This window comes from Streptomyces sp. NBC_00878, from assembly GCF_026341515.1.
Classification (GTDB): Bacteria; Actinomycetota; Actinomycetes; order Streptomycetales; family Streptomycetaceae; genus Streptomyces.
The window spans coordinates 8,046,461-8,063,769 of the sequence record NZ_JAPEOK010000001.1 but is presented as its reverse complement, the minus strand read 5'-3'; the positions used below and the strand labels follow the sequence as shown (position 1 = coordinate 8,063,769).

The window sequence follows — 17,309 nt, the reverse complement described above, 5'->3', positions numbered from 1 at the left end:
CGCAGGAAGAGACATATCGCGGCCAGTTATCCACAGGCGAGTGACACGAACCGGTAACGGCAACAAGAATGCGGGTGTGGCGTCACGCGGAACGACTCGCGTGGTGCCCGTGTTTCGGGGTGGGCCGGTCCGCATCGCAGAGCGTCGGCCCGGGAAAGAACGGGCCGAGGAGGGCCGGGTGACGACCTATGACGATCGAGCGAGCCTTACAGATCTGACCGCCACTGTGGAGAGAATCCGCAGTTCGGTGGAGGAAGTGATCGAGGGCAAGCCTGAGGTCGTGCGGCTTTCGCTGACCGTACTGCTCGCGGAGGGGCATCTTCTGATCGAAGATGTCCCCGGCGTGGGCAAGACCATGCTGGCCAAAGCACTGGCGCGGTCCATCGACTGCTCAGTGCGGCGTATTCAGTTCACGCCCGACCTGCTGCCCTCGGACATCACAGGCGTGTCCATCTGGGATCAGCAGAACAGGGATTTCGAGTTCAAACCGGGCGCGATCTTCGCGCAGATCGTGATCGGCGACGAGATCAACCGCGCGTCGCCCAAGACACAGTCCGCGCTCCTGGAATCCATGGAGGAGCGCCAGGTCACCATCGACGGCACGACCTACGAGCTGCCCAGCCCGTTCATGGTGGTGGCGACGCAGAACCCGGTCGAGATGGAGGGCACCTACCCGCTGCCGGAGGCGCAGCGCGACCGCTTCATGGCCCGGGTCTCCATCGGCTATCCCAGCGCGGAGGCCGAGCTGCAGATGCTGGACGTCCACGGCGGTGTGTCCCCGCTGGACGACCTCCAGCCGGTGGCGCACGCGCACGAGATCGTGAAGCTCATCGACGCGGTCCGCACGGTCCACGTCGCCGACCCGGTGCGGCGGTACGCCGTGGACCTGGTCGCCGCCACCCGCAGCCACCCGGACCTGAGACTCGGCGCCTCGCCGCGTGCCACGCTGCATCTGTTGCGCGCGGCGAAGGCGTCCGCCGCTCTCAGCGGCCGGGACTACGCGCTGCCGGACGACGTCCAGGCCCTCGCGGTGGCGGTCCTGGCCCACCGGCTGCTGCCCACGGCCCAGGCACAGCTGAACCGTCGTACGGCCGAGCAGGTCGTCCTGGAGATCCTCCAGCGCACGGCCGTGCCCGCGGCGCCCCAGTCGCCGAGCGGTCTGGGAATGGGCCGGGGTTCGTCCGCCTTCGGCCAGCAGCCGCCCCGGAGGCTGTGATGACCACCGGGGGGATGCCGACGGCGCAGGCCGAGGAGGACAAGGGCGGGCTGCGTACGGCACTCGCCGGTCTCACCACGCGCGGGCGGTCCTTCCTGGCCGCCGGCATCGCGGCCGCCATCTGCGCGTACGTCCTGGGGCAGAGCGATCTGCTCCGGGTCGGGCTGCTGCTGGCCGTGCTGCCGCTGGTCTGCGCGACGGTGCTGTACCGCACGCGTTACCGGGTCGCCGGCAGCCGCCGGCTCTCTCCAGGGCGGGTGCCCTCGGGGTCCGAGGCCCGGGTCCATCTGCGGATGGACAACGTCTCGCGGCTGCCCACCGGTCTGCTGATGCTCCAGGACCGGGTGCCGTACGTGCTGGGGCCCCGGCCCCGGTTCGTACTGGACCGGGTCGAGGCGGGCGGCCGGCGCGAGGTGTCCTACCGCGTGCGCTCGGACCTGCGCGGCCGCTACCCGCTGGGCCCCTTGCAGCTGCGGCTCAGCGACCCGTTCGGGATGTGCGAACTGACCCGCTCCTTCTCGACGTACGACACCCTGACGGTCGTCCCGCGCGTGGAGGCGCTGCCTCCGGTGCGGCTGACGGGCGAGGCGAAGGGGTACGGGGAGGGGCGGCAGCGCTCGCTGGCCCTGGCCGGCGAGGACGACGTGATACCTCGCGGGTACCGCTACGGCGACGATCTGCGCCGGGTCCACTGGCGTCTGACCGCGCGCTACGGCGAGTTGATGGTGCGCCGCGAGGAGCAGCCGCAGCGGTCCCGCTGCACGGTGCTCCTCGACACCCGGGGCATCGCCTTCGACGGCGCGGGCCCCGACTCGGCCTTCGAATGGGCGGTGTCGGGCACGGCGTCCACCCTGGTGCACATGCTGGAGCGGGGCTTTTCGGTCCGGCTGCTGACCGACACCGGCACCTCGGTGCCCGGTGAGGGCGCCGACGGATTCGCCGGAGCCAGCCAGGAGTCCGCGGACGCCGCCGGGCTGATGATGGACACCCTCGCGGTGATCGACCACTCCGACGGTACGGGCCTGTCACGGGCTTACGACGTGCTGCGGGGTGGGAACGAGGGGCTGTTGGTGGCCTTCCTCGGCGACCTGGACGAGGAGCAGGCGACGGTGCTCGCCAAGATGCGCCAGCGCAGCGGCGGGGCCGTGGCCTTCCTGCTGGACAGTGAGGTGTGGGTGCACGGCGCCGCCGACGAACAGAGCGAGGAGCGGCTTCGAATGCTGCGCGAGGCGGGCTGGACCGCCCTTGCCGTCCAGCCGGGCACGAGCCTGGCCGACCTGTGGCGGGAGGCGGACCGGCAGCGCAACGGGGCCGCGTCGACGGGCAGTACGGCAGGAGGCGGTGGCTCATGAGCGGGCGCGCGCGACTCGCGCTGTGCGCCGCGGCGGCGACCCTGATGTCGGCCACCGCGCTGCTGCCGCTGGTCAGTCCGGCGACCTGGGTCCTTCAGGCGGCGTTCCTGCTCGCGGTGCAGACCGGGGTGGGCGCGGCGACCCGGCGGGTGCCGCTGGCACGGGCGGTGACGGTCGCCGTACAGGCGCTCGTGACCCTGACGCTGCTGACGCTGTTCTTCGCCCGCGAGCAGGCCATTTTCGGGCTCGTGCCGGGTCCGGAGGCGTTCCGGCACTTCGGGGAGCTGCTGCAGGCCGGCGGTGACGACGTCGGGCGGTACTCGATCCCGGCGCCGCTGTCGCCCGGTATCCGGCTGATGCTGGTCGGCGGAGTCGTGCTGATCGGGCTCGCGGTGGACGCGCTCGCGGTGACGTTCCGCAGCGCGGCCCCGGCCGGACTGCCGCTGCTCGCGCTGTACTCGGTCGCCGCGGGCCTCTCGGAGGGCGGTGGCGCCGGCTGGCTGTGGTTCCTGCTGGCGGCGGTCGGCTATCTGGTGCTGCTGCTGGCCGAGGGACGTGACCGGCTCTCGCAGTGGGGCCGGGTCTTCGGCGGCGGCCCGCGGACTCCGGGCGTGGATTCCTCGCCGGGCGCGGTCGCGCCGATCCGCACGGGGCGGCGCATCGGCGCCGTCGCGCTCGGTATCGCCCTGGTGGTGCCGCTCGCCCTGCCCGCGCTCGACGGCGGGCTGTTGGACGGCACCGGGGCCGGCGTCGGCACGGGCTCCGGCAGTGGCGGCACGATCTCCGCGGTGAACCCGCTGGTCTCGCTCCGCGACAGTCTGAACGTGGACGAGGACCGCCAGGTCATGTCGTACCGCACCAACTCCGAGGACACGCAGGACCTCTACCTGCGGATCGTCTCGCTCGACGAGTTCGACGGCACGGCGTGGAAGCCGGCCAAGCGCCATGTCCAGGACGTTCCGGGGTCGTTCCCGACGCCGCCGGGCCTCGGTGACGACGTCCAGCGCACCGAGATCCAGACGAGGATCTCCGCGGCGGACTGGTACGCGCAGGACTGGCTGCCCATGCCCTACCCCGCCAGTGCGGTGGGGCTCGGCGGCAAGTGGCGCTACGAGCCCATCGGCCGCACGCTCGTCGGCGACCACGGGCAGACCACGCGCGGCATTGAGTACACGGTCAAGAGCCTGATCGTGCAGCCGACCGCGGAGCAGCTGGCCAACGCGCCGGAGGCGCCCGCGGCGTTGAAGCGCGAGTTCACCAAGGTGCCCGGGTCGCTGCCTCCGGTGGTGTCGAAGACGGCACGCGAGGTCACGGACGGCGCGGCCAACAACTACGAGCGCGCGGTGAAACTCCAGGACTGGTTCGCGCTGGAGGGCGGCTTCACCTACGACACGGAGGTGCAGGTCGGCAGCGGGTCCCAGGCGATAGCGCGGTTCCTGAGGGACAAGGAGGGCTTCTGCGTCCACTTCTCCTTCGCGATGGCCTCGATGGCCCGCACGCTGGGCATCCCCGCCCGCGTCGCGGTGGGCTTCACACCGGGCTCGCCGCAGGCCGACGGTACGAACTCGGTGGGGCTGCGGGACGCGCACGCCTGGCCCGAGCTGTACTTCGAGGGCGTGGGCTGGACCCGCTTCGAGCCGACCCCGAACCGGGGCTCGGTTCCGGAGTACACCCGCACGGACACGCCGGGCGCCACGGTCCCCGACCCGGACCTCCCCTCGCGCTCCTCGTCCGCGGCGCCGTCCACCGAGCCGTCGACCAGCGAGAGCTGCACGGCGGCCGAGAAGAAGCTGGAGCAGCCCTGCGGCAGCGAGTCTCCGCAGGCCGCGTTCGGAGCGACGGACGACGGACCGCCGTGGTTCATGATCCTCGGGTTCGCCCTGGCCGGACTCGCTGTGCTCGCGGTGCCGCTGCTGCCGATGCTGTGGCGGATGCGGGCCAGGTCCGTGCGGCTCGGCTCGCACGGGCGCACCGAGGAGGACGCCGCGGCAGCCACCCTGGCGGCCTGGCACGAGGTGACCGATACGGCGTGGGACTTCGGTATCGCGCCGGACGACTCCCAGACGCCCCGCAAGGCGGCTGCACGGATCGTCCGCATCGGGCACCTCGATCCGGAGGCCGCGGCCTCGGTCCACCGGATCGCCGACGCGGTGGAGCAGGTCCTGTACGCGCCACGTCCGCGGCCGACCGCGGGTTTCGCCGATGACGTACGCCGCATGACCGCTGGCCTGCACGCCACGGTCAACCGCGGCACGCGCCTGCGCGCGCTCTTCGCACCGCGCTCGGCCGTACGGGTGGCGTGGGCGATGTCCGACGGCTGGATCGCGCTGAAGTCCCGGGCCACGGCCCGCTTGACGGCGGCCCTGCGCCGCCCGTCGGGACCGTCGGGACGCCCGTCCGGGCAGAGCAGCGGCTGAGGCCGCCCGGCTCGGGAAGCCGGAGGTAGGAAGCAGGAAGGGGACGCCTGCCCGGGTCGGGTGGGCGCCCCCTTCTGGCTTCCCGGCTTCCGGCTTCCCGGCTTCCGGCTTCGCTGCTTCCGGCTTCCCTGTGCGGCTTCCGTTCCAGGCTCGGCGAGCGGGGCGAGGGCCGGGTTCCTGGCTCAGTGACTGAGTGACTGAGTGACTGAGGGGCTGAGGGACTGGAGCCCGAGCCCTGGCCCAGTGAGCGGAGTCCGGGCCCTGAGTCAGTCCTGGAGCCTCTCCGGCGGATCAGGGCGAAGACGCGGCCGGGCACGCTGAAGGGGCGGCCACCTCGTGGTGGTCACCCCTTACGTGCGTACGTTTGTCGGCCGGGCCCGGAGGCTATTGGCCGCCTTGTTCGTCACGGCGCTTCTGCCAGCGCTGTTCGATGCGATCCATCATGGAGCGCCGCTGCCGACCCTGATGGCGGGTCTGCGGAGCACCTGGCGCACCCGCGGCGGGCTGTTCGCCCGGCTTGGGGGCCTTGCGCCAACCGGTGACGGCGAGCACCGCACAGCCCAGCATGACGAGAAAACCCACCACGCTCAACCAGATCTGTACTGCGACCATTCCGGCCATGAGGAGCGCGATACCCACCAGGAAGCCCGCGACCGCCTGGTAGACCCGTCGCCGGGTATACGTACGCAGCCCGCTTCCCTCAAGCGCTGTCGCGAACTTGGGATCTTCGGCGTACAGCGCTCGCTCCATCTGCTCGAGCATTCGCTGCTCGTGCTCCGAGAGCGGCACGGCGTCCTCCTCATCGTGCAGTCGCCGGGGCGACCGGGGGTCCCCTTCAGGATAGGCAGGGAATCGCCCCCGTGAAACCCGCCCCTCTGCGCCAATTCGCCAACCGGAACCCGCCATGGCGCTCCGATCCGCTGAGGCGTAGATTCCCCAGCAAGCGGCCCGTCATGCCGAACGGTCTCCCTCGATCATACGGCTCCGCGAGCCCGATCGGGTGGCCTGTGGCGTACTCCATCTGCCGTCGCGCCCCTGATCAGCGGCGCGCCTTCACAGCTCCCTCACGGGAGACGGCTCAAGCCTCGGTGGGCTCCCGCGTCTCACCGAGCACATGGAGCTGCGTCGCCACGGAGTGGAAGGCGGCGAGTTCGGCAGCCGCGGCCTCCAGCTTGAGCAGGGCGTCCAGGGCCCCCGGCTCGGTGTCCACGAGGACGCCGGGGACCAGGTCCGCGAAGACCCGTACGCCGTGCACGGCACCGACACCGAGGCCCGCGCGCTCGACGAGATCGGTGAGTTGGTCGGCTGTGAAGCGCCGGGGTACGGGATCACCCTCGCCCCAGCGGCCGTCCGGGTCACTGAGGGCCTGGCGGGCCTCCGTGAAGTGGCCGGCGAGGGCGCGGGCGAGCACCGCGCCGCCGATCCCGGCGGCGAGCAGGCTGAGCACGCCCTCGGGGCGCAGCGCCCCGACCACGTTGCGGATCCCCTCGGCCGGGTCGTCCACGTATTCGAGTACGCCGTGGCAGAGGACCACGTCGTAGCCGCCGCGCTCGACGACGTCGAAGAGGCCGTGGGCGTCGCCCTGGACGCCCTGGACGCGGTCGGCGACACCGGCCTCGGCGGCCCGGCGCTCCAACGCGAACAGCGCGTTCGGGCTGGGGTCCACGACGGTGACGCGGTGGCCGAGGCGGGCGACGGGCACCGCGAAGTTGCCGCTGCCGCCTCCTGTGTCGAGGACGTCCAGCGACTCCCGGCCCGTGGCCTTGACCCGTCGGTCGAGGGCGTCCTTGAGGACGTCCCAGACCACGGCGGTACGGAGAGAAGCGCGGGGGCGAGAGGGGTCGGAGCGCAGCGACGTCGGTTGAGGGCGGTGGTGGGAGACGGGCGGGCGCATCGGGTCCGACACGGCAGTTGACTCCTCGGCACGGCGCCGCCCTTGCGTACGGCGGTGGGATGGGGATACCTCCCCCGCCCTGTCCGGCGCCGGGGAGATGCAGGCGTCCCCAACCCTATTGCCTCCCGCCCCGTCACCGGCCCTCCGTCTCGCGCGCCGGACGCGGTCCCGCCCTCGGCCCCGCGCTGCCGGGCCAACCGGCGGACTTGCGGACTTGCCCGGCACCGACCCCACCGATCGCACCGCCGGCATTGCCCGCATCGGCTGCATCGCCTCCACGGCGGACAGTCATCTTGGACAACCGCCATGCCGGACGACAGCGATGCCGGACGAGAGCCGCACTGGACGCGAGCCCCAGGGACGGCCCGGGCCGTCCCTGACGCCCCCGCCCGCCCGACCCGCAGCGGCGGGCACGCCGTCACGTCGCCCCCAGGCCTCTGCAAGCCGCCACAGGCCCCGCAGGCCGTCTCCGGCGACCGCGGGCAACACGGCCGGCCGGAGAGGACCAAGGCACCGCTCATCCCGCGTCCGGTACATCCGGCACGTCCCGCACGTCCTGCGTGTCCGGCGCCCTCTGCTCGCTTTCCTGCCGTGGCTGCGGCAGGACGGGCTGGAGCACCAGCATGCGCTCGACGAGGCGGAGGAACATCGCCACGTCGCGCAGGAGGTCGTCGGCGTCGCGGGTGCTGGCCGCACCTTGGATGCCGGCCTCCGCACGGGCGCGACGGCTGGCACCGGCGGCGAACAGCGCGCTCCACTCGGCGAGTTCGGGCGCTATCTCGGGGAGCACTTCCCAGGCACTCCGGATCTTGGCCCGGCGCCTCGCGCTGGTCTCCGGCCGTCCTCGGGCGGCGAGTACCGCGGCGGCGGTGCGCAGGGCGGCGAGGTGGGCGGTCGCATACCGATCGTTCGGCGCTTCGTGCAGAGCGGCCTCGTCGAGTCCGGCGCGGGCCTGGGCGAGCAGGTCGAGGGCGGCGGGCGGGGCCGTGGCCCGGCGGAGCACGGGGTGCACGTCGCTCGCCGGGCCGGTCAGTGAGGGGGCAGGGCCGGTGGCGTGTCGCCGACGGGCGGCGGCTGCGTGGTAGGTGGCCATGACGAACCTCCTGTCGTCTGTGTGACGGCACATCCCGACGGGAGGTGCCGTATGTGCCCATCGTGAGGTATGCCACTGACAATCCGTTCTGACCTGGGCCTTTGCTTCGATCGCAGGTTCGAGATAGCTTTTGCACTGACCAGTCAGTTCAAAAGTCCGGTCGGCTCAAGGACTCGGAGGACGGGGGAAGTTGTGGACGGTCCGCACGGACTCGGCGTAAGGGCCGAGGACTTGGGGCTCAAGGGGCCCCGCGGTTGGGCGTTCCGCGGAATCGGCGTCGACGCGGAGCCCGGCTCGCTGATCGCGATCGCGGGTCCGTCGGGCTCGGGTCGTACGTGTCTGCTGCTCGCGCTCACCGGGCGGATGAAGCCCACTGAGGGGTACGCGCGGATCGGTCAGTCGGAGTTGCCGAAGCGGATGGCGGCCGTCCGCCGGTTCAGCGCACTGGCCCACGTGCCCGGTGTCACCGACCTGGAGCCCGCCCTGTCCGTCGCCGAGCACCTGCGGGAACGGGCCCTGCTCCAGCGGCGGTTCGGCGGCTCCGTGCGCGGGCTGCTACGGCCCCGCGCGGAGCGGGTGACGGAGGCGCGACTGCGCGTCGACGGCGCACTGGCCGCCGCCGGGCTCGACCGGGAGGCCCTGCCCAAGGGTTCCCGGACCGCGGTGCGCGACCTGGAACGCGTAGAAGCGCTGCGTCTCTCCGTCGCGCTCGCCCTGATCGGCCGCCCCCGGCTGCTGGGCATCGACGACACCGACCTGAAGCTCTCGGAGGCGGAACGGGCCGAGGTCTGGGCGCTGTTGCGCTCCCTGACCGAGACCGGGACCACGGTCGTGGCGGTGTGCAGCGAGGCCCCCGAGGACGCGGTCGTGGTGTCCACGAGGCCCACCGACGGACCGGCCGAACGAGAAGCCCAGAACGTCCAGAACCTCCAGAAGGACCGGCAGGACCGGCACGACCACGAGGACAAGGAGGCGGCGGATGCGCTCGCCGAAGCTGGCCGCGCTTGAACTCAGGCGCTTCGGCAGGGGAAGGCTCCCGCGCGCGGCCCTGGTCGCGCTCCTGCTGCTGCCCCTGCTGTACGGCGCCCTCTACTTGTGGTCGTTCTGGGACCCGTACGGCCGTCTCGACCGTATCCCCGTGGCGCTCGTGAACGACGACGAGGGGGCTACCACGGCCGGCAAGAAGGCCGTCAAGAAGATCGTGATGGGCGACGAGATCACCAAGGGGCTGCGCGAGAGCAAGACCTTCGAGTGGCACGAGGTGAGCGCCGCCGAGGCACGCGACGGGGTCGAGAACGGCAGGTACTACCTGTCGCTGACCATGCCGTCCGACTTCAGCGAGCAGATCGCCTCCAGTTCGGGCGACTCTCCGGAGACGGGCGCTCTCCAGGTGCGTACGAACGACGCGAACAACTATGTCGTCGGGCAGATCTCGCGGACGGTCTTCGCGGAGGTGCGGTCGGCCGCCTCGACCAAGGCGTCGCGGTCGTTCCTGGACAAGATCTTCGTCTCGTTCTCCGACCTCCACGGAAAGACCGAGAAGGCCGCCGAGGGGGCCGACACGCTCACGGGCGGCATCGGGAAGGCCAAGAAGGGCTCGAAGGACCTCGCGGACGGCCTGAAGGACGCGGAGGCGGGCAGCGGCAGGCTCTCCGCCGGGCTGAGGAAGCTCGACCGGGGCGCGGGCGACCTGGAGGACGGTTCGCGGCAGGTCTCGGAGGGGACGCAGGCGCTCGCGGACAAGGTCAACGGCGTCGCGGACAAGGTGGGGCCCTTCCTGAAGGGCAACGAGAAGGAGATCGGCGACACGGCCCAGCTCGTCGCGGACTCCGCCTCGGCCATCCGCCGCAACCTGGACACGCTGGTGAAGGCGGCCCCGACCGCCGCCAAGAGCGCCCACACGGCGTCCGACACGCTGAACGGCGTCTACAAGGCGCGCTGTGTGAGCCTGCCGTTGCCCGACGCGGCCTGCCCGGAACTCAAGAAGGCGAAGGCGGCCGCCGCCGACGTGGCGAAGGCCGCCGACGACGTCAGCACGCTGGTGGCCGGCCAGGACGGCGACCTGGACACGCTCGACCGGCACCTGGCCGCCCTGGAGAAGCAGGCCCAGGCGCTGGCCGACCGCTCGCCGCACCTCTCCGAGGACCTCGCCACGACCGTGTCCAGGATCAACGAGCTCAACAAGGGGGCCGGAAAGGTCGCCAAGGGGGCGACGACGCTGCACACGGGGCTCGGCACGGCCAAGTCCGGCGCGGCCGACCTGGACACCGGTGTCGGCGACCTCAGGGCGGGCGCGGGCGACCTCGAAGGGGGCATGTACAAGCTCGTCGACGGCTCGGGACAGCTCGCCGGCGGACTGCACGACGGCGCGGGGCAGATCCCCGACTACGACAAGAAAGACCGCGACCGGCGCACGGAGGTCATGGCCGACCCCGTACAGCTCGCCTCGAAGGACCTGCACAAGGCGCCCAACTACGGCACCGGTTTCGCGCCGTACTTCATCCCGCTCTCCCTGTGGGTGGGCGCGATGGTGGCCTACATGCTGATCCCGCCGCTCAACCGGCGCGCGCTCGCGGCGGGCTCCTCCGCCTGGCGCATCGCGGTGGCGGGCTGGCTTCCGGTGGCCGCTCTGGGGGCACTCCAGACGGTCGCGCTGATGTCCGTACTGCACTGGGGAATCGGTCTGGAGATGGCGCGGGCGGCCGGGACGGTGGGTTTCCTGTTCCTGGTGACGGCCTGCTTCGCGGCGATCGTGCAGTGGCTGAACGCACGCTTCGGAGCGGCCGGCCGGATCCTCGTCCTCGCCTTCCTGATGCTGCAGCTGACGTCGGCGGGCGGTACGTACCCCGTGCAGACCAGCCCGGGTTTCTTCAACGCGATCCACCCCTTCATGCCGATGAGTTACGTCGTCGACGCCCTCAGGAGGCTCATCACGGGCGGCGGCCTGGGGCCTGTCTGGCAGGCGTGCGCCGTCCTCGCCGCCTTCACGGCGGGCGCCCTCGCGCTCACCGCGGTGTCCGCCCGGCAGCGGCAGGTTTGGACCCTCGACCGACTGCACCCGGAGCTGAGCCTGTGACAATCGGGGCCATGGAAAGCAGCAGGACGGTGGACAGCGGTGGCGGCCGGAGACAGGCGACCCGGCAGAAGCTCTACGAGGCGGCGGTGACGCTCATCGCGGAACAGGGCTTCTCGGCCACGACGGTGGACGAGATCGCCGACCGTGCCGGAGTGGCCAAGGGCACGGTCTACTACAACTTCGCGAGCAAATCCGTCCTCTTCGAAGAGCTGCTCCGGCACGGAGTGGGACTCCTCACCGCCTCCCTGCGGGAGGCGGCGGAGAGGACCGACCGGGAGGGCGGCAGCAAGGTCGACGCGCTGGACGCGATGATCCGGGCGGGCCTCGTCTTCATCGACCGCTACCCGGCCTTCACGCAGCTGTACGTGGCGGAGCTGTGGCGCACCAACCGGGCCTGGCAGTCCACCCTGATGGTGGTCCGTCAGGAGGCCGTCGCGGTCGTCGAGGACGTCCTGCGCGCCGGGATCGCGAACGGCGAGCTGAGCGACGAGATCGACACCCCGCTCACGGCGTCGGCGCTGGTCGGCATGGTGCTGGTGGCGGCCCTGGACTGGCAGGCGTTCCAGTCGGAGCGCTCCCTGGACGACGTTCACGCGGCGCTGTCCCGGCTGCTCCAGGGAAGGGTCGGCGGGGACCGGCTCGGAAACAAGTGATCAGGCACAAGTGATCGGGCACAAGTGATCGGGCACAAGTGAAGCGCCGGTCCGAAGTGGCCGCGTCCCCCGCGGGCCACGCCGGATCGGCGCCCCTTTTGTGCTCCCCCGTGTTTCCCCGTACTCCCCCGTTGGTTCCCCCGTTCCGGTCTCCCCCGGGTCCCCCCGTGGCTCACTCCCGCCGAGTTGCCGGCGGAAGGAGCGGACAAGGGCGCTGCACCGTTCCGCCGCCCCGTGTCGGCGGTTCCGGAGCCGCGCCCCCTTCCGTGCCTCCACTCTCCCGTTCGCGCAGGTCGGCACCCATCCGCGCGCGTACTCAACTCACTCACTAGGTACGGATACTCAGTCGTCCGCACTCATGCCCAGGACGCGCCGTTGCCGACTGGTTACGATCGCGTCCGTGTCCGTACTCCCCCTCGTCTTCACCAGCGGCTGGGCCAGCGGCGTCAACGCGTACGCGGTGGTGCTGCTCCTCGGCATATTCGGCGCGACCGGGCTGACCGACGAAGTGCCCGAGTCGCTGCAGCGCCCTGAGGTCCTCATAGCGGCGGGCGTCCTGTTCGCCTGCGAGGCCGTCGCCGACAAGATCCCGTACGTGGATTCGGTGTGGGACACCGTCCACACCGTGATCCGCCCGGTGTCCGGGGCCGTCGTCGCGGCCCTGCTGGCCGGGCAGAGCGGTTCGCTGCCCGATCTGGTGGCCGGCGCGATCGGCGGCTCGTCGGCGCTGGCGAGCCACGCCATCAAGGCCGGGACGCGGATGGCGATCAACACGTCGCCGGAGCCGTTCAGCAACTTCGTGATGAGCACCGCCGAGGATCTCGGAGTCGCCGGGATCATCACCTTCGCGATGTTCAACCCGGAGGCCGCGGCGATCATCGCGGGCGTCCTGCTGCTGGCCGGTCTGGTGGTGCTCTACTTCCTGGTCTCGCGGATCAGACGGTTCCTGCGCCGCAGGGCCCAGCGCCGCGAGGAGAAACGGCTCACGGGAGTGGTGAGCCGACCACCGGGCTGACCTCCGACCGCCCCAGTCAGGCCCAGTCAGGCCCAGTCAGGCCCTGGCAGGACCTGACAGGACCTGCCAGGCCCCCTGGCCGACCTCGGCCGACTCCCGGGCCCGGGGCCCGACTCCCAGGCCACGGGTAGCTCCTGGCCGACCCCAGCCGCCCCTCAGCGCCCGCCGCGCCGCCTCGGCCGACCGCCCGGCGAGCCGCTGCCGCACAGAGCCGGAGACCGGTTGTCAGTGGCGGCCGATACAGTCCGTGGCATGGCACGAATCGCGGTGATCGGCGCCGGGATGGGCGCGATGGCGACCGCTGCCCGGCTGGCCGTCGCGGGCCACCGGGTGGTGGTGTACGAGCGCGCGGCGACGTACGGCGGGGCGGTGGGCCGCTTCGAGCGCGACGGCTTCGCCTTCGACACCGGCCCGGGGCTGCTCCAGCTGCCCGCGGTCTACCGCGACTTGTTCATCAAGACGGGCAAGGAGCCCCTGGAGGCATGCGTCGACCTGGTCCAGGTCGACCCGGCGGCGCGGCACGTCTTCGCGGACGGCACGGAGGTCTCGCTGCCGAACGCCTCCCGCGCGGGCGTCGTCTCGGCCCTGGGCGAGGCCCTCGGGGCAGGCGCGGGCGAGCGCTGGGGCGACTTCCTGATCCGGGCCCGCGAGGCCTGGGACCGGACACGCCGCCCCCTCCTGGAAGAGCCGCTGTGGCCCAACTGGCAGGTACTGGGCGAGCGCGAGCCCTACCCCGCACTGCGGCAGCGCCGGCTGCTGCGCACCCGCACGGCACGGACCCTCGCGGAGGTCGGCGCGTGGGAGCTGGCCGATCCCCGTCTCACCGCCCTCCTGGAGAGCCACGCGCTCGCGTACGGCCTCGACCCGGACACCGCCCCGGCGAGCGCGGCGGTCCTGCCCTACATGGAGCACGCCTTCGGCGCCTGGTATGTGCGCGGCGGGATCCGGGAGTTGGCGCGCGCCGTGTACGAGCGGTGTGCGGCCCGCCGGGTGGAGTTCGTCTTCGACGCGGAGGTCGTCTCGGTCGCGGAGAAGGACGGCCGGGCGGCCGGCGTGGAGCTGCGCGACGGGACCGTCGCCGAGGCCGACTTCGTCGTGGGCGGCCCGCCGGAACTCCTGGCGGACCTGACGAGTCGCGAGGACCTGTACGAGGGCGACGGGCCCGAGCCGCGCTCCGGGTCCCTGGCCTGTGGAAAGGCCGTCGTCTGCCTCGCCCTGCGCGGCCCGCGCGAGCCGGGCGCCGTACACCGCACGGTCGTGCACACCACGGACCGGGCCGACGAGAGGACCGTCTTCGAGATCGGCAGGCCGGCGACACGGCCCACCGTGTGGGCGGCGACGCGGCCCACCGTGTGGGTGGACCGGCCGGACGATCCGCTGCTGCGCCCGGACGACGACCACGAGTCCGTGGTGCTCACGGCGACGGTGCCGTCCTTGGCTCACTACGACTGGACAGCGGCCGGTGCCGCGGACGCCTTCGCCGACCGTATGGTCTCAGCCGCCGGGCGGGCGGTGCCTGGTCTGCGCGAGCGCGTGCTGTGGCGCGAGGTCCGCACCCCGGTGGACACGGAGCGGGAGACCGGTGCCAAGGAGGGCGCCGTGCCCGCTCCCGCGCTGGCCGGTGCGGACGGCACACTGCTGCGGCCCGCCAACAGCACGCGCATACCGGGCCTGTTCACGGTCGGCGGCTGGGCGCACCCCGGCGGCGGGCTGCCGCACGCGGGCATGTCCGGCGCGCTGGTCGCCGGACTCATCGTGGAGGGGCCGGACTTCCAGGGCTCGCAGTGAGTGACGGGGCGACCGGGGCGCGTCGAACCCCGGTCAGTATCGGCTCACTCAGAATCGATACTGCTCGTCGTACCCGCCGCCCTGCTGCTGTCCGTTGCTCCCGTTGGTGCCGTTGTTCCCGTTTCCGTTGCCGTCGTACGGATACTGCTGCTCCGGCGGGAGTTCGCCGCCGTACGGGTCCTCGGTGTTGCGCTGCTGCGGCACCCAGACACCGCCGGCCGGGGTCTCACTGGCGTAGCCGCCGTTGGTGGCGTACGGGTCCTGGGTGTAGCCCTGCTGCGCGTACTGCTGCTGCGAGGCGTCGTAGGGCTGGCCGTACGACGCGGCGTCATAGGCCTGCGTGCCGACGTACGGGTCGGAGTAGGCGGCGTACTGCTGCTGCCCGGTGTCGTAGCCGTACTGCTGCTGGTCGTAGCCGGAGTAGCCGTCGTAGCCGTAGTTCTGGCCGAGCGGGTCCTGGGCCTGCGCCTGCCCCTGGCCCTGCGCCTGGGCGGCGGCCGCGTACGCCTGGTCGGTGGCGGCGGCGTAGGCCGTGTCGCTGTAGACGCCGTACTGACCCGTGTCGTCCGGAATGGGCTGCGGCTCGTAGACGGAGGTCGACTCCGCGGCGGTCTGGGGACGCTGGCCGAAGACCGAGTCGTCCCGCCCGAAGGCGTCGTCCTGGGCGAAGTCCTGGCGAGGATACGTTCCGCTGTCGCTTTCCGCGGCCTGGAGGTCGGTGACTTCCAGCGTCGGGTCCTTGCGCTCCTCGCCGCGGCGGCGCTTGCTGGCGCCCTCGCGTCCGCCGCCGAGGCCGCTGACGGCCCAGCCGGCCGCGAAGCCGCTGCGGAACGACAGCGTGACGTACGTCTGCCCGACGGCGAAGGCCGCGGCACCCAGGCCGATGACCACCACGGACGGAATCAGGACACCGATGACCACACCGAGGAAGCCCGCGAAGGCCAGCAGCCGCCAGCGCAGCCGCGCCTTGTACTGCAGCAGCACCTCACCGAGCAGCCACAGCGCGACGATGCCGAACGCGATGTAGAGGACCGTCCAGCCCATGTACGCCCCTCTCCCAGGTGGCCGCTACGCAGTGTTGCGTACGACTATGCGACCGGTCTAGGCCTGCTGTGGGTGATGCAGGCCCAGGTTCTCGTAGATTTCCAGCGTCGCGGTGGAGTTGTTCAGCGTAATGAAATGCAATCCGGGGATTCCCTCGGCCAGCAGCCTCGCGCAGAACTCCGTAGCGAACTCAATGCCAATGGAGCGTACAGCCGCCGGATCGTCTTTGGCTGTGAGGATCCGCTCTTTCAGGGCGTCAGGGAACGAGGCGTTGCTGAGCTTGGGCAGCCGTTCCAGCATCTTCACGCTGGTGACCGGCATGACCTCGGGGATGACCGGGGTCGCGCAGCCCGCCGCGTCGACCCGGTCGCGCAGCCGTAGATACGACTCCGGCTGGAAGAACATCTGCGTGATCGCGTAGTCCGCGCCGGCCCGGCACTTGTCGACAAAGTGGGCGACGTCTCGGTCCCAGTCGGCCGAGCGCGGGTGCATCTCGGGAAACGCCGCGACGCCCACACAGAAGTCGCCGGACTCCTTGATGAGCCGGACGAGTTCGGCCGCGTACGTCAGGCCCTCGGGGTGCGCCACCCAGTCGGCCATCGGGTCACCGGGCGGGTCGCCGCGCACCGCGAGCATGTTCCGGATCCCGGCGTCCGCGAACTGGCCGATGATGTTGCGCAGTTCCGCGATGGAGTGGTTGACCGCGGTGAGGTGGGCGACCGGGGTCAGGGTCGTGTCGGCGACGATCTGCTGGGTCTCCTTGACCGTGCCCGCCCGGGTCGAACCGCCCGCGCCGTACGTCACCGACACGAAGTCGGGGGCCACGGCCTCGACCCGACGGAGCGCGTTCCACAGGTTCCGCTCGCCCTTCGGGGTTTTCGGCGCGGAGAACTCGAACGAGTACGTCGCCTTGCCGGTAGCGAGCATGTCACGCACAGTGCGCGCGCGGTCAGTCCTGGTGGACGCAGATCCAAGGGCCATACCCGCAGGTTAGTCAGGGGTCGACGGTCTCCCAACCGGATCTTGAGAATTTGCCCGGTTTGTCGATTTGTTGTCCATCCCTCGGACGCCTACGCGTGACGCAGACGCTTCGCGAACTCCGCCGCCGCCGCGCCAGGGTCGTCGGCCTCCGTGATCGCCCGTACGACGACGACGCGGCGGGCGCCCGCTTCGACCACCTCGTCGAGGTTGCCGAGGTCGATGCCGCCGATGGCGAACCAGGGACGGTCCGTGGCAAGCGCGGCCGTGTACCGGACCAGGTCGAGGCCCGGCGCGTGGCGGCCGGGCTTGGTGGGGGTCGGCCAGCAGGGGCCGGTGCAGAAGTAGTCCACGCCCTCCTGGACGGCAGCGGCAGCGGCCTCCGGCTCCGCGTGCGTGGAGCGGCCGATCAGGACGTCGGCGCCGAGGATCGCCCGGGCGGCCGGTACCGGAAGGTCGCCCTGGCCCAGGTGCAGCACGTCGGCGCCGATGGCGTGGGCGACGTCCGCCCGGTCGTTCACCGCGAGCAGCGTGCCGTGCCTGCGGCAGGCGTCCGCGAGGACGGCGAGGTGCTCCAGCTCCTCGGCCGCCTCCATGCCCTTGTCCCGCAGCTGCACGATGTCCACGCCGTTCGCCAGGACCTCGTCCAGGAAGGCGGCGAGGTCGCCCTGGCGCTTGCGCGCGTCCGTACAGAGGTAGACCCGGGCATCGGCGAGCCGGTCGCGTGCGGTGGATGCGGGCATGCGTGGGTCCCCCGTGTCGGTCGTGACGTACGGGCCGTGG

14 protein-coding genes are annotated in these 17,309 nt (G+C 71.8%); 8 read left to right on the top strand and 6 right to left on the bottom strand.

What is annotated here, in order from left to right:
* The first annotated feature begins 178 nt into the window (after window positions 1-178).
* From OHA11_RS34960 to OHA11_RS34950, 3 genes are read left to right on the top strand one after another with little or no spacing between them, the layout of a single operon-like run.
* Window positions 179-1,216, top strand: coding sequence for a MoxR family ATPase (locus OHA11_RS34960; protein ID WP_266503135.1), 1,038 nt, complete (start codon window positions 179-181; stop codon window positions 1,214-1,216).
* A complete protein-coding gene (locus OHA11_RS34955; RefSeq protein ID WP_266503134.1) occupies window positions 1,216-2,568 on the top strand; it encodes a DUF58 domain-containing protein in 1,353 nt (450 codons plus the stop codon). The genes OHA11_RS34960 and OHA11_RS34955 overlap by 1 nt, the downstream gene beginning before the upstream one ends.
* Window positions 2,565-4,985 (top strand): DUF3488 and transglutaminase-like domain-containing protein, encoded by a 2,421-nt coding sequence (locus tag OHA11_RS34950; protein ID WP_266503132.1) that lies wholly within the window; start codon window positions 2,565-2,567, stop codon window positions 4,983-4,985. Before OHA11_RS34955 ends, OHA11_RS34950 begins: the two co-directional genes overlap by 4 nt.
* A 384-nt stretch (window positions 4,986-5,369) precedes the next feature.
* Here OHA11_RS34950 and OHA11_RS34945 read toward each other — a convergent pair whose 3' ends face one another.
* The 3 genes from OHA11_RS34945 to OHA11_RS34935 all read right to left on the bottom strand — a co-directional run bounded on the left by OHA11_RS34945 (window position 5,370) and on the right by OHA11_RS34935 (window position 7,972).
* Complete coding sequence (locus OHA11_RS34945; RefSeq protein WP_266503130.1) at window positions 5,370-5,774, bottom strand: DUF3040 domain-containing protein; 405 nt, start codon at window positions 5,772-5,774, stop codon at window positions 5,370-5,372.
* A gap of 289 nt (window positions 5,775-6,063) precedes the next feature.
* Window positions 6,064-6,891, bottom strand: coding sequence for a bifunctional 2-polyprenyl-6-hydroxyphenol methylase/3-demethylubiquinol 3-O-methyltransferase UbiG (locus OHA11_RS34940; RefSeq protein ID WP_266503129.1), 828 nt, complete (start codon window positions 6,889-6,891; stop codon window positions 6,064-6,066).
* 505 nt (window positions 6,892-7,396) lie between these two features.
* Window positions 7,397-7,972: an SAV_6107 family HEPN domain-containing protein gene (locus OHA11_RS34935; RefSeq protein WP_266503127.1), complete on the bottom strand. Its 576-nt coding sequence runs from the start codon at window positions 7,970-7,972 to the stop codon at window positions 7,397-7,399.
* A 192-nt stretch (window positions 7,973-8,164) separates the two neighbouring features.
* On the opposite strand from OHA11_RS34935, the gene OHA11_RS34930 reads away from it, so the two are divergent.
* The 5 genes from OHA11_RS34930 to OHA11_RS34910 all read left to right on the top strand — a co-directional run bounded on the left by OHA11_RS34930 (window position 8,165) and on the right by OHA11_RS34910 (window position 14,504).
* The gene (locus OHA11_RS34930) at window positions 8,165-8,980 is read left to right on the top strand and encodes an ATP-binding cassette domain-containing protein (RefSeq protein WP_266503125.1); all 816 of its coding nucleotides are present in this window, start codon (window positions 8,165-8,167) and stop codon (window positions 8,978-8,980) included.
* Window positions 8,952-11,048: a YhgE/Pip domain-containing protein gene (locus OHA11_RS34925; RefSeq protein ID WP_266503123.1), complete on the top strand. Its 2,097-nt coding sequence runs from the start codon at window positions 8,952-8,954 to the stop codon at window positions 11,046-11,048. Before OHA11_RS34930 ends, OHA11_RS34925 begins: the two co-directional genes overlap by 29 nt.
* Window positions 11,049-11,059: 11 nt before the next feature.
* Window positions 11,060-11,701, top strand: coding sequence for a TetR/AcrR family transcriptional regulator (locus tag OHA11_RS34920; RefSeq protein ID WP_266503121.1), 642 nt, complete (start codon window positions 11,060-11,062; stop codon window positions 11,699-11,701).
* A gap of 400 nt (window positions 11,702-12,101) precedes the next feature.
* Entirely contained in the window at window positions 12,102-12,716 is a 615-nt protein-coding gene (locus tag OHA11_RS34915) for a DUF4126 domain-containing protein (protein ID WP_266503120.1), read from the top strand.
* 252 nt (window positions 12,717-12,968) lie between these two features.
* Window positions 12,969-14,504, top strand: coding sequence for an NAD(P)/FAD-dependent oxidoreductase (locus OHA11_RS34910; RefSeq protein WP_266503118.1), 1,536 nt, complete (start codon window positions 12,969-12,971; stop codon window positions 14,502-14,504).
* Between the two features lie 48 nt (window positions 14,505-14,552).
* On the opposite strand, the gene OHA11_RS34905 is transcribed toward OHA11_RS34910, so the two are convergent.
* The 3 genes from OHA11_RS34905 to thiE all read right to left on the bottom strand — a co-directional run bounded on the left by OHA11_RS34905 (window position 14,553) and on the right by thiE (window position 17,269).
* Window positions 14,553-15,548 carry a hypothetical protein gene (locus OHA11_RS34905; protein ID WP_266503116.1) on the bottom strand — a complete coding sequence of 332 codons (996 nt, stop codon included), beginning with the start codon at window positions 15,546-15,548 and terminating at the stop codon, window positions 14,553-14,555.
* A 57-nt stretch (window positions 15,549-15,605) separates the two neighbouring features.
* A complete protein-coding gene (gene metF / locus OHA11_RS34900) occupies window positions 15,606-16,529 on the bottom strand; it encodes a methylenetetrahydrofolate reductase [NAD(P)H] (protein WP_266503115.1) in 924 nt (307 codons plus the stop codon).
* Between the two features lie 89 nt (window positions 16,530-16,618).
* The gene (gene thiE / locus OHA11_RS34895; RefSeq protein ID WP_266503114.1) at window positions 16,619-17,269 is read right to left on the bottom strand and encodes a thiamine phosphate synthase; all 651 of its coding nucleotides are present in this window, start codon (window positions 17,267-17,269) and stop codon (window positions 16,619-16,621) included.
* Window positions 17,270-17,309: the final 40 nt, after the last annotated feature.